Raw genomic sequence first — 12,612 nt, 5'->3', positions numbered from 1 at the left:
TTATTGTTTCTTTTTCGGTCTACGTACTAACTCGCCGCCGCAGTTTGGACAAACGTTATGTCTTTCTTCTGTACACGGTGCGCAAAATGTACATTCATACACGCAAATGTAAGCTTCAGAATCTTGCTCGAGCGATTGATCGCAAATTTGACAATTTGTTTTCATTTGTAGTGCCATAGTAATCCTCCTTGTTATTTGAAAGTTCTTAATTTAATTATAATTGATAGTGTAGTGGAAGTCTTTTTTTATTGAAAAGAAATAAAAGGATTATGTTGTTGTTTGAAATGAAATATGCCCGTTTATTTTAAATTTGATAATTTACTATAGTTGGATTATTATGGAATAGTTGAAAGGCAACTGGGGGTATATATTTTGACTAATAATAACGATTATTTTCATGTAGAAGAGGATGTAAATCACAATAGTTTAAAAGCAGACTGTGAAAAGTGTTTTGGTTTATGCTGTGTAGCATTACCGTTCGCAGCGTCAGTAGATTTCGCAGTGAATAAAGATGGTGGTAAACCATGTTCCAACTTACAATCAGATTTTAAATGTAGCATACATAAAAATCTTAGAGAAAAAGGTTATAAAGGTTGTACAGTATTTGAATGTTTCGGCGCTGGGCAGAAAATTTCTCAAGTTACATTTAACGGGATTGATTGGCGGAAAGATGCTAAGCATGCGAGAAAAATGTATGATGCTTTTCCGATTATGCATCAGCTTCATGAAATACTGTGGTATTTGAATGAGGCTATTCTTTTACAGGCGACACAATCGATTCATAAAGAGTTAAGTAAAGCGATTGAAGAGACGGAGCGCCTATCAAATTTAAGTTCAGATGAGTTAATGAAAATAAATGTTCCATTACACAGAGCGGAAGTGAACATTCTTCTTTTAGAAACGAGCGAATTAGTCTGGAAGGAAATGAATGCTGCGCGTAAGAAACGAATCATTCACCGCGGAGCAGACCTTATGGGAGCAAATCTGAAAAAGAAAAATTTGCAAGGGGCGAATTTAAGAGGAGCATACTTAATTGCTGCTAACTTAAATGGCGCAGACTTACGTGGAGCAGATCTCATCGGAGCAGATTTGCGAGATGCAGATATTCGCGGCGTCGATTTTACAAATAGTATTTTTCTGACGCAAGTTCAAGTTAATGCGGCGAGAGGGGATAAACATACGAAATTGCCGAAATTGTTGTCCCGTCCATCGCATTGGGGTGCGTAAAGAGTATATAAAAACAGGCAGAGATTAAGAATCTCTGCCTGTTTTGTTATTTCTTTTCAAAAGTAGTAATGAAAACGCTACATATAATAAGAATACCACCAATGAAAAAGTTACTATTTAATGTCTCATTTAATAAGAGCCAACCAAGTAACGATCCAACGATAGGTTGGAAGAAGAAAAATAAGGAACCAATGCTTGCGTCCATTAGTTCTAATCCTTTATTCCAAAGGAAAAAGGCACCTGCTGTTGAGATGATTCCTAAATAAAGTACGCCTAATACTACATACATGTTCATATGTTCAATCGGGTTTGATTGAAATTCCCATATCATAAAAGGTGTAATAAAAAAGAGTGAAAAGAATATGGCGTACGTTGTAATCACTAAAGATGAAAATCGAGCTGAAGCAATCTTCACATACATGGATAGTAAAGCCCACGTAATAGCGGCCCCGACTAATATGATTGTACCGATAAAATAGGAGCCAATTTCAATATCCCATCCAATGACGATAATGACACCGATTGTCGCTATTATAGTTGAGAAAAGTCTACGAGTAGTTAGTTTTTCTTTCAAAATGATCGCTGCAAATATAACCATAAATGCCGGAGTAGCTGATGTTACTAACGAGCCTGTATGAGCGTCAGATAGTTTTGTTCCGATAAATTGACATGTAATCGAAATGAAATATCCGATAAATCCAATCCAAGCGAATAATAGCCAATCTTTTTTGCGAATGGTTATTTTTTTCTTTTGCTTTTTCTCAGCTATTTTCAAAATTGCATATAAAACAACAAAAGCAATAATAAAGCGTAGCCAAACGAGTGTCAGTGGTGGGATAAAGTCGAGTACGTATTTACTAACGACGTACATACCGCCCCATATACTAGCTGCTAGTGATAAACATATAGCTCCTAAAATTGTTTGTTTCATTTGAATTACCTCCGTCTATTTTTAGGGTTATGATTTATTCCCTAAGACGAGGCATAGTGCACTTGTTATATGAATGCCCGTCTTAGATTATAGACGGTCTACAGGTTGATCGTTTTCGAATGAAGTGTTGTAGTACATACGTGCATTCCTCCTTCATATTTTATAATGATATTATAACTTAATTTTCAGTTTATTGTGATGTTTCTTTAGAAAATGGAAATGGTGGTTGTCTAAGAAAGCATAGTATATGGTAGAAAAACATATTTTTAAAATAAAAGAAACCAATTACATAACTGATAAGTATATTAAGAGTAGGATGAAAAAGTAGATTAATAGAGAAAGAGGAGGAGATTATTATAACTACAACCGTTATTTCTCATTTTTACAATGAAGAATATTTATTACCGTGGTGGCTTATGCATCATACGAAACTGTTTGATCATGGTATTTTAATTAATAAAGGTTCAACAGATCGTTCAGTTGAAATTTGTAAGCGATATGCGCCGCATTGGGAAGTACGAGATTCTGCATACCCGGAATTTGATGCGCTAGCGACAGACCATGAAGTGATGATGGTAGAACAAGAAGTAAAGGGATGGAAAATGATTTTAAATACGACTGAGTTTCTTTGCGTGCAAGATAAAAATCAGTTTTGGAAATCACTAAATGAATTGGGAGGGAGAATGTATTGGCTAGAAGGGCTTATTATGGTCGATGACCTTAACTATACTTATCCGGACCTTAATTTTGGAATACCTTTAATGAAGCAGCGATTTCACGGCTATTTACCAGAAGATTGGGCGTTATGGAGAAGAGGCAGATTTATTCATAATCATGGACATGGAAGTTATACGGTTGGAAGACATTTATCTGCGCATGAATCTATGATTTATCCGCCCCTTGCGTGTATTGCATGGTTTGGTTTCAGTCCGTGGAATGATGCGATGAGAAAGCGAAAATTACAAATTGGTCCGACTCTTTCTGAAGCTAGTAAGCATGGGGGAATGGGAACGCATCATATTATTACACCTGAAAAATTAGAAGAATGGTATAAAGATTTAGCGAGAGGAGCGAAGGATTTACGTTTTAGTGGTGCGTATCGTTATGCTTTTTTATAAATGATTCCCACCACAAAATTGTTTCTTCAATTCCTGTATTTAGATCGTATGTTGGTTTCCAGTTTACTTCATTTTTTAAACGTTCTACATTAACGCCGACGAATAAAGGTTCATCTTTAGAGAAAGGGATCGCACCTAGTTTAATTAAATGTTCTTTTCCTATCTTTTTAGCAATAATAGAAGCTAATTCTTTAATTTGTACAGATTGACCAGAAGCGATATTGATTGTGCCTGTAACGTCGTGTTCTAATACTGTTACGAGAGCATCAGCGACGTCCCCCACATGGAGGAAATCTCTTGATTGTTTTCCATGTGTACATAGTGCTTCCTCATTTTTTAATAAGGAAGTGATAATGTTAGAAACGAGTCGATTCCCTTGTTCGTGAGGGCCATACATATGGAAAATGCGGCCCCAACACATGCTGAGGCCTGTTTGCTCAGCGTATGATTGTAGCCAAGAGTGTAGTGCGTTTTTACATAATGAATACGGGGTTTTATAGGAAAGAAGCGGTGAATCTTCAAATAGTACGCCGTTAAACCATTCATACTCTGCGCCAGTACCTGCAACAACGACTCGCTTTCCACCGCATGTTGTAAAGTGTTGAATCAATGAGATACTGGATGTAAGCCAATAGTAATTATGAATAGATACATAGCACGCTGGCGGCACTGCTTCCCAAGCTAAATGAATGAGATGACTAGGTTTAATGTTGTAAATGAGTTTTTTTACTTCTTCATCGCAAAGTAAGTTTACTTTATGCCAATGGCAAGAAAGGTGAGAAGGTTTATTTGTATTGTAAGTGGCGTGCACTTCATAGCCCTTTTGTATAAGAGAATATACAATATATTTACCAATCCATCCACTACCGCCTGTTACAAGGATTTTTTTCATGGCTTAATTACCTCAACTTCTGGTATCGTTACTAAAAATTTGCCGCCCCATTCACGAATGAAAGAGCATTCTTTCATAATTTCATCTTTTAAATTCCAAGGAAGTATGAGAATGTAATCAGGTTTTGTACGCTTAATTTCTTCTGGAGGTTGTATTGGAATGCGGGTACCTGGTAGAAGGAGATTTTGTTTGTGAGGGTTTTTATCTACTGTATAAGCTAGAAATTCTTTTCCTATCCCGCAATAATTTAAAAGGGTGTTTCCTTTAGCAGGAGCACCGTAACCGATAATTTGTTTGTTTAAAGCTTTTGCTTCGATAAAAAACTTTAAAATATTTATTTTCAATTGTTCGATGTGTTTAGAGAAAAGGAGATAGCAATCTAATGTATCTAGCCCGTGATCTACTTCTTTTTGGATTAAATTTGTAACATTGGAATGGATAGTAGATGAGTCATTATGATGGTTTATAAAAATACGCAAGGAACCACCGTGCGTTGCAAGTTCTTCTACATCGACAATTTGTAAATGATGATGAGCTAAAACTTTTTGAAGACTTATAAGTGAGAAATAGGAGAAGTGCTCATGGTAGATCGTATCAAACTGTTTACATGATATGAGATTTAATAAGTGCGGGAATTCAATTGTTATCGTGCCATCTTGTTTTAATAACGTTTTTAAACCGGCGACAAAATCATGTAAGTTCGGAACGTGTGCCAATACGTTATTTGCGATGATTAAATCAGCTTGTGGTAACTCTTTTGCTAAATCATTGCTGAAAAAATTTACTTCAGTAGGAATGCCTTTTTGGATAGCGATTTCTGCTACATTTTTTGCTGGTTCAATTCCTAACGTTTCGATATGTTCTTTTTGAAAGTATTGTAATAAGTACCCGTCGTTACTCGCGATTTCAATCACTTTCGAATGGTTTGTTAAGTTAAAACGCTTTATAGCCATTTCTACATATTGCTTAGCGTGTAGTAGCCAGCTTGATGAGTAAGAACTGAAGTATAAATAGTCATGAAAAATATTGTGCGGAGATTCAAATTCATCTAATTGTACAAGTAAACAAGAGTTACAAACAAATGTGTGCAGCGGATAAAATGGTTCCATTTTATATGAATTTTCAGGAGCTACAAATGAGTTAGCGAGAGGGGAAACTCCTAAATCTAAAAAAGTATTTGTTAGTAATGAGTGGCAAAAACGGCATTTTTTCTGTTCCATTTTATAGCCCCCTTATAAATTTTTGAATGCATCGATTTGTTGTCGCGTGAAAGATTCCATATTTTCACCAGATGCATATTTTTTGTACCAATCAACAGTCCAAGCGATAGAATGGTCTGTTGATAACTTAGGTGTCCAACCGAGTTTATTTACTGCTTTTGTACTATCAAGTGTTAAAATAGGTGATTCATAAGGAGTGTTTGTATGAGGAGAAAGGATTGTTAGTGGTTGATTCCATAATTTCATTATAGATTGAATAACATCATGAACGGTTCTGTTAGGTTCATTTATCGGGCCGAAATTCCACGCTGCTGCATATTCGGCGTCATGCCCAAGCTTCTCAGCTAAAAGAATATAGCCGTGTAAAGGATCTAATACGTGTTGCCACGGACGAATAGCGTTTTTGTTTCTAATAGTTAATGTATCATGTTGTAAATACGCTCGAATAATATCTGGAAATAATCGGTCTTCTGCCCAATCGCCACCACCGATGACGTTACCTGCTCTTACTGAGGCAAGTTTCTGAGTATGAGTGCGGAAGAATGATTTTTGATAGGATGTTGCAACTAGTTCAGCGCAAGCTTTACTAGCACTATAAGGATCGAAACCTCCTAGCCGGTCACTTTCCACAAATGCCCGATTACCGCTCCCGTCATTTTCATAACATTTATCACTTGTAACATTAATGATGCTGCGTATGCTTTCTATATGTTTTGCGGCTTCTAATACGTGAACAGTTCCTAAAACATTCGTTTTAAATGTTTCGATAGGATTTTTATAGGAAGTGGTGACGATTGGCTGGGCTGCTAAATGAAATAGTATGTCTGGGTTATGTTGTTTTAGGGCAAGGAATAAAGAATCGTAATCTGTAATATCGCCCTTAATTGTCATGCATTCTTTTGCTACGTTACATTGTTCAAAAAGGTTAGGAATGGATGGAAGATGAGAAGAGTAACCGATTACTTCTGCACCTAATGAGGTTAAAAAAAGGGTGAGCCAAGAGCCTTTAAAGCCAGTATGTCCCGTAATAAATACTTTTTTCTTATCCCAAAAAGATGATGAAGTCATATTACCAAACCTTCCACGGAGCTTTATTACTTTCCCATAGCTCGACTAATTTATTTTTATCGCGCAATGTATCCATCGGGTGCCAAAAACCAGTATGTTGAAAGGCTGCTAATTCATTTTTATTTACTAACTGCACTAAAGTTTCTGTTTCAAAAACAGACTTATCTCCGCTAATATAATTGAAAACATCAGGATGTAAAACGAAAAATCCACCGTTAACCCATCCACCATCACCTAAAGGTTTCTCTTGAAAGGATGTGACAGACTGTTTATCTAAGACGAGAGAACCGAATCTCCCAGGAGGCTGTACGGCTGTAACAGTAGCTAATTTCCCGTGGCTTTTATGAAATGCAATAAGATCTTTTATATTTACATTGCTTAATCCGTCACCATAAGTAAGGCAAAAAGGTTCGTCCCCGACGTAATTTTGTATTTTTTTAACCCGTCCACCCGTTTCGGTATTTAGACCGGTGTCAATTAGTGTAACTTTCCACGGTTCAATACGATGAGAATGGCTAGTAATTGTATTGTCGCTTAAATGTATTGTGAAATCTGACATGTGTAAGTTGTAATTTAGAAAGAACTCTTTAATTGCATATCCTTTATAGCCTAAGCAAATAATAAACTCAGTAATGCCGTAATGACTATATAAACTCATAATGTGCCATAGAATAGGCTTTGTTCCAATTTCAATCATAGGCTTTGGTTTTAAATGTGTTTCTTCCCCAATCCGAGTCCCGTATCCACCAGCAAGAATAACAGCTTTCATTTTATCCTCCTAAGTATAAAAGAATTTGATATCGATGTTGTTATGATATGTACTTAAAATTAGAAAGGAACGGGAAATTCTATGGTTATATTTCGTTCGTTTTAGTTTTTCGGGTTTGAGTATTTTATTATATAATTAAATTAACAGATTAGATCGTATAAGATGAGACGATAAATTTTGTATAAATTATGAATAAGAAACCGTCACGTTTGACTGTACAGTTTATGTATTGTATGATGGTAGTAATATAAACAAGGGGGGAAGATCGTTGGGAAGGTGTATCGAATCGGACAGTTGGCTCTCATGGCTCACGTGTCGAAACGAACGATTGATTATTATACGAATCTAGGAATCTTAAAAGCGGAGCGATCTCAATCTAATTATCGCTATTACGACGAAACAGCATTTGAGACATTACAATTTATTGAGAAGTGCAAAGAAATGCATATGCCGCTTTGTGAGATTAAAGAGAAAATCGAGGAGAAGAAGAAGCTGCTCGGTATCAATGAACACGTTTCGAAACAAGTGAATGAAGTGACAGACCATATTCATCGATTAGAAGCAGAGTTAACGGAGTTAAAACCGCTTTTAGATGGATTGACTGATTCACAACGTGAAAAAATATCGAAATCTTTATCTGGTCAAACGACAGCTTTAATACAGACACTTGCTCTATTATTATAGAAAAAAGTGAAATCCGACCTCTTTAATTTTTGTATCGGGCTATGTTTTCTAATGAACAAATAAGAAAACATTATAGTATACAGGAGGTGGACACCTTAGTTTTTTAAACTAGGGGGATTCATTGGAAATATTTAATTTAGTCATGGTTGCGATTTTAATCGCATTTACTGGATTTTTCGTAGCAGCAGAGTTTGCGATTGTAAAAGTACGTTCAAGTCGTATCGATCAGCTTGTTGCGGAAGGGAAACGCGGTGCTTTAGCAGCGAAAAAAGTAACAACAAATTTAGATGAATATTTATCTGCTTGTCAATTAGGTATTACAGTTACAGCTATGGGATTAGGTTGGTTAGGTGAACCGACAATTGAAAAGTTACTACACCCGCTATTTGAGAAATGGAACTTAAACCCTTCTATCTCATCAGTATTAACATTTGGTCTTGCTTTTATGCTAATGACGTATTTACACGTTGTAGTAGGGGAATTAGCTCCGAAAACGATGGCGATTCAAAAGGCTGAACAAGTAACATTATTATTGGCAACTCCGTTAATGATGTTCTATAAAATCATGTATCCATTTATTTGGGTATTAAACGGTTCAGCGCGTGTGATAACTGGTTTATTCGGTTTAAAACCAGCTTCAGAACATGAAGTAGCTCATACAGAAGAAGAATTACGTCTTATCCTTTCAGATAGCTATGAAAGTGGCGAAATTAATCAAGCCGAATACAAGTATGTAAATAACATTTTTGAATTTGATAATCGTATTGCAAAAGAAATTATGGTACCGCGAACAGAAATCGTTGGTTTCTACCTGGAAGATTCAGTAGAAGAACACATGAAAGTAATCCAAAATGAGCGATACACACGTTATCCGATTTTTGGAGAAGATAAAGATGATATTATCGGTATGGTCAACGTAAAAGATTTCTTTATTCGATATATGACCGAAGATCAAAAAGATTTATCATCAATTCGCTCGTATATGCGTCCGATTATTGAAGTGATGGAAACGACTCCAATTCACGACTTATTACTTCAAATGCAGAAGAAGCGAATTCCGATGGCTGTTTTATATGATGAGTACGGAGGAACAGCAGGGATTGTAACGCTTGAGGACATCTTGGAGGAAATCGTCGGCGAAATTCGTGACGAATATGATGAAGATGAAGCACCACCAATTCAACATGTGAACGAGCAACACATCATTGTTGATGGAAAAGTGCTTATCTCAGAAGTGAAAGATTTATTTGGATTACACATTGAAGAAGATGATGTGGATACAATCGGTGGATGGATCATGATGCAAAATCATGAAATTGAAGAAGGACAACACGTTGAGGCGGAAGGTTATGAATTTAAAGTGTTAGAAAAAGACGCTTACCAAATTAAACGTGTTGAAATTCGTAAAATGGAGCAAGAACAAGAAGAAGAGAAAGCAGCAACTGTGTAAGTTGCTGCTTTTCTTCTAAAGTATAAAAAATGCGAGATTAGGAGCGGATATTTTGATTCAAGCAGCCTTACGTGTATATCGATTACAATTGTATGTGATCTTTAGTGGTTTACTACTTATGTGGACGATTACTCCGTTTGGAAAACAAGTAACAGGGTTTGGTATCGGATTAGCTGTAAGTGCATATTGTCTTTGGTTATTAGCTCGCAGAGTGGAGAAACTGGGGAAAAGTATCGTAATGAAAGAAAAGGCTCCGGGATTAGGAGTTCTAAATCGATTTGCAGCAGCCATTTTAGGAGCTATCATCATGTATGAAATTGAGCATGAAATGGAAATGTGGGCATTCGGTACAGGCATTTTAGGTGGTCACTTTTTAATGATTGCGAATTTAGCTTATGCAAATATGCAGTTAGTGAAAGAAGAAGAGAAGCAAAGGGAACATGCTTCGAAAAACATAGAGCTATGATGAAAGGGACCTAATGGGGTTCCTTTTTTGAATTTAAGTGCGTTAAGGATAGGAATCAAATTTACGACAAATATAATACGCTTCTTTTTTACGTTTTTCAATAGTATGAAAAATATTGTAAAAAAATTTAAAAAGCCATCGATTTCTAAAGGTTATGTATGTTATTATGACAAAAGACTTTTTGAAAGAGGTGGATACCAATGTTACAAGCGTTACTTATTTTTGTGCTTCAAATTATTTACGTTCCCATTTTGACAATCCGTACGATTTTGCTTGTAAAGAATCAAACAAGATCCGCTGCTGGTGTTGGATTGTTAGAAGGAGCTATTTACATTGTCAGTTTAGGTATTGTGTTTCAAGATTTATCAAATTGGATGAACATCATTGCCTATGTCATTGGCTTTAGTACAGGACTATTATTAGGCGGTTATATAGAGAATAAATTAGCAATTGGTTATATTACGTATCAAGTTAGTTTACTAGACCGTTGTAATGAATTAGTAGATGAACTACGTCACTCTGGATTTGGTGTTACAGTATTTGAAGGCGAAGGTATTAATTCAATACGTTATCGCTTAGATATCGTTGCAAAGCGTTCTAGAGAAAAAGAACTGTTAGAAATTATTAATGAGATTGCACCAAAAGCGTTTATGTCTTCTTATGAAATCCGTTCATTTAAAGGCGGATATTTAACGAAGGCGATGAAGAAAAGAGCGTTAATGAAGAAGAAAGATGAACATGCATCGTAAAGAAAAGGGAGTAATGCTGCATTAAAAGTGCAGTATAAGTCCATATGTAAAAGGGAGGAATCTATTTTGATGAAGATTCCTCTCTTTTTTATGATTTTTTATCTGTTAATTCAAAAAACTAAATCGTATACTTATTTTTTTTACTCATCCTCAAATTAATGATTAGCCATACGACTTGAATAAATATCGGTATGATAAATGCGATTAATAAAACGATAAGTGATATGGATTTAATTCCGGGTGTTTGAGTAACACCTTCAACTTCTCTTAGCCAAATGATAGCTGCCAATATCCCGAAAGCTATAATCCAAAATATGTTACCCATCCACCAAGAAATCCATCGTTTTTTCATATTAGTATCCCTTATATTTACCCTTTGTTAACAGTATATTTTCGTTCGTTATATTTATAATGAAGCAACTTTAAAATTAGCTTTTAACTGTATATCTAACTTGTTTAAACGTTACCATTTCTCCATCCTTATCATCATCTTTCGTTTGCAAAAGTTGAACTCTTGGTTTGTAATCTGTCCTATGAGCGTGTTCAATATCTTTAATGTTAAGTTTGTAAGGTTCACCATTTTTTATTTTTTGTTCCAATACTTTTTTATTGGCAACATAAATAAACGTCACTTTATTTTCATCAATACCTTCAGTCTTAATTTCTAATTCGTTATCTGTTGTTGTAATCGTTGGTGTTAATAATTCCATACTGCCTTTTCCAGTTTCTAAAGAATTTTCTGCTACAGTTGAACATCCGGATAATATGATTCCGATGAATAGAAGAGCAGCTAATTTCTGTTTCATAACATCCCCCAATTTCAAGTGATTTTTGATGTTAGCATTGCTAGACTGCTAGTGTGGAACGTAAATGTTTAGCTAGCACTCTTTTTAATTGTACCATAATATGTAAAATGAAACAGGCTGTATATCCAGTTTTAGGGAGACTGAAAAGTTTACTTATTGTTGTAAATTCGTGTGTTTTAACTTCTATTTCAATCGAAATGTAGACAGGCGAAAGAACTTATTTTTATGGAAATTACAATTTTTTCATATTAAAATAAAGGTATAGGATAGATGAATTTATTCACTTCGGAGGTAGTTACTTGAACATTAACGAGAAGGCAATTGAAATGTTTGAACAAAATAAATACGAGGAAGCAATGGAACTGTTTCAACGAGCAGTACATAAATCTAGAGGTGTACAATCTCTCAATAATCTTGCTTGGATGTACTTTTATGAGGAAGAGGATGATGATAAAGCTCTTGAATTAATAAGAGAAGTTGTTAAGTTGAATCCTTCCTCATACTTTCCTTATAACATCTTAGGGGACGTTTACATAAAACAAAAAAAGTGGGAAGAAGCGAAAGAAGTATTACAAAAGTCTATTTCGATTCAACCATCGGATGAAGCATTTCACAATGTAGCTGTAGCACATTATAACCTTGGAGAGTTTGAAAAAGCTTCGGAATTTTTCTTGCGAGTTGCAGGGGATTCGGACTATATAATGTATAGCTATGTAAAATGTTTAATTGATTTAGGGAGAACGACAGAAGCGAAAGAGAAGTTAGATGCTTTTAACAGGAAAGCTGATGATTTTTTAGGAGAAGTTAGTGTAGCAGATTTATATGTTGAGTTGAATTGCTATAACGAAGCAATTGAATGGTTCGAAAAGGGATACAAAGAAGTTTGGAAAAGTCCCAATTGGATTGGAAGATTTGTGTATGCTCTATATAAAGCTAATAATTTCACGCGTATAAATGAAGTGATACGGGAATCTATCGAAGCGAAAACAGCAGAAATAGAAGATGTTCAAAATGAAGAAGTAGAAGAAAACTGGACAGAAAAAGATAAGAATGAGCTAATTGAGGAATATACAGAAGAGAATAATTGTTATAAAACAATGATAGCACGTATCAAATCTGGATATGTTCCAGGGTTAGAATTTGAAACTTATCATTTAGGGGGTTGCTATTTATTTGGTTGTAAAAGACATAATCATCTTGAATATGAAAAATAAAAAGATTTGACTGTCAAA

Annotated in this window: 15 protein-coding genes; 7 read left to right on the top strand and 8 right to left on the bottom strand. The window is 35.3% G+C overall.

Annotation, left to right across the window (positions count from 1 at the left end; all coding sequences use genetic code 11):
• Complete coding sequence (locus tag KZZ19_RS16230) at positions 1-177, bottom strand: DUF1272 domain-containing protein (protein WP_001207874.1); 177 nt, start codon at positions 175-177, stop codon at positions 1-3.
• A 195-nt stretch (positions 178-372) separates the two neighbouring features.
• On the opposite strand from KZZ19_RS16230, the gene KZZ19_RS16225 reads away from it, so the two are divergent.
• Positions 373-1,227 (top strand): pentapeptide repeat-containing protein, encoded by an 855-nt coding sequence (locus tag KZZ19_RS16225; protein WP_237980814.1) that lies wholly within the window; start codon positions 373-375, stop codon positions 1,225-1,227.
• Positions 1,228-1,273: 46 nt separating this feature from the next.
• On the opposite strand, the gene KZZ19_RS16220 is transcribed toward KZZ19_RS16225, so the two are convergent.
• Positions 1,274-2,158 carry a DMT family transporter gene (locus KZZ19_RS16220; RefSeq protein WP_237980815.1) on the bottom strand — a complete coding sequence of 295 codons (885 nt, stop codon included), beginning with the start codon at positions 2,156-2,158 and terminating at the stop codon, positions 1,274-1,276.
• Positions 2,159-2,490: 332 nt separating this feature from the next.
• Here KZZ19_RS16220 and KZZ19_RS16215 point away from each other — a divergent pair, with 332 nt between their 5' ends.
• Positions 2,491-3,276: a glycosyltransferase family 2 protein gene (locus KZZ19_RS16215; RefSeq protein WP_237980905.1), complete on the top strand. Its 786-nt coding sequence runs from the start codon at positions 2,491-2,493 to the stop codon at positions 3,274-3,276.
• Here KZZ19_RS16215 and KZZ19_RS16210 read toward each other — a convergent pair.
• Genes KZZ19_RS16210 through rfbF form a run of 4 tightly spaced genes read right to left on the bottom strand, consistent with a single transcriptional unit; the run spans position 3,245 to position 7,225 of the window.
• Positions 3,245-4,168 (bottom strand): NAD-dependent epimerase/dehydratase family protein, encoded by a 924-nt coding sequence (locus KZZ19_RS16210; protein ID WP_237980816.1) that lies wholly within the window; start codon positions 4,166-4,168, stop codon positions 3,245-3,247. The two genes, KZZ19_RS16215 and KZZ19_RS16210, sit on opposite strands and share 32 nt — an antisense overlap.
• Positions 4,165-5,388, bottom strand: a complete 1,224-nt coding sequence (locus tag KZZ19_RS16205) for a class I SAM-dependent methyltransferase (RefSeq protein WP_237980817.1) — start codon at positions 5,386-5,388, stop codon at positions 4,165-4,167. Before KZZ19_RS16205 ends, KZZ19_RS16210 begins: the two co-directional genes overlap by 4 nt.
• A gap of 12 nt (positions 5,389-5,400) precedes the next feature.
• Complete coding sequence (gene rfbG, locus KZZ19_RS16200; RefSeq protein WP_237980818.1) at positions 5,401-6,456, bottom strand: CDP-glucose 4,6-dehydratase; 1,056 nt, start codon at positions 6,454-6,456, stop codon at positions 5,401-5,403.
• A gap of 1 nt (position 6,457) precedes the next feature.
• Positions 6,458-7,225, bottom strand: coding sequence for a glucose-1-phosphate cytidylyltransferase (gene rfbF / locus KZZ19_RS16195; protein WP_237980819.1), 768 nt, complete (start codon positions 7,223-7,225; stop codon positions 6,458-6,460).
• A 276-nt stretch (positions 7,226-7,501) separates the two neighbouring features.
• Here rfbF and KZZ19_RS16190 point away from each other — a divergent pair, with 276 nt between their 5' ends.
• The 4 genes from KZZ19_RS16190 (at position 7,502) to KZZ19_RS16175 (ending at position 10,574) form a co-directional block, all read left to right on the top strand.
• The gene (locus tag KZZ19_RS16190) at positions 7,502-7,909 is read left to right on the top strand and encodes a MerR family transcriptional regulator (RefSeq protein WP_000285637.1); all 408 of its coding nucleotides are present in this window, start codon (positions 7,502-7,504) and stop codon (positions 7,907-7,909) included.
• Positions 7,910-8,030: 121 nt separating this feature from the next.
• Positions 8,031-9,359, top strand: coding sequence for a hemolysin family protein (locus KZZ19_RS16185; protein ID WP_098343958.1), 1,329 nt, complete (start codon positions 8,031-8,033; stop codon positions 9,357-9,359).
• A gap of 52 nt (positions 9,360-9,411) precedes the next feature.
• Positions 9,412-9,825, top strand: coding sequence for an ATP synthase subunit I (locus tag KZZ19_RS16180; protein ID WP_000613585.1), 414 nt, complete (start codon positions 9,412-9,414; stop codon positions 9,823-9,825).
• 200 nt (positions 9,826-10,025) lie between these two features.
• Positions 10,026-10,574: a DUF2179 domain-containing protein gene (locus KZZ19_RS16175; protein WP_088122707.1), complete on the top strand. Its 549-nt coding sequence runs from the start codon at positions 10,026-10,028 to the stop codon at positions 10,572-10,574.
• A 118-nt stretch (positions 10,575-10,692) separates the two neighbouring features.
• Here the strand turns inward: KZZ19_RS16175 and KZZ19_RS16170 are convergent, their stop codons facing one another.
• A complete protein-coding gene (locus KZZ19_RS16170; RefSeq protein ID WP_237980820.1) occupies positions 10,693-10,926 on the bottom strand; it encodes a DUF3923 family protein in 234 nt (77 codons plus the stop codon).
• Positions 10,927-11,002: 76 nt separating this feature from the next.
• Complete coding sequence (locus KZZ19_RS16165; protein WP_237980821.1) at positions 11,003-11,380, bottom strand: hypothetical protein; 378 nt, start codon at positions 11,378-11,380, stop codon at positions 11,003-11,005.
• Between the two features lie 299 nt (positions 11,381-11,679).
• On the opposite strand from KZZ19_RS16165, the gene KZZ19_RS16160 reads away from it, so the two are divergent.
• Complete coding sequence (locus KZZ19_RS16160; protein ID WP_237980822.1) at positions 11,680-12,594, top strand: tetratricopeptide repeat protein; 915 nt, start codon at positions 11,680-11,682, stop codon at positions 12,592-12,594.
• Positions 12,595-12,612 lie beyond the last annotated feature (18 nt).

It is taken from the genome of Bacillus thuringiensis, assembly GCF_022095615.2.
Lineage (GTDB): Bacteria > Bacillota > Bacilli > Bacillales > Bacillaceae_G > Bacillus_A > Bacillus_A cereus_AG.
Note: the sequence above shows the minus strand (reverse complement) of the source record. Positions and strands in the feature narration are given on the sequence as shown.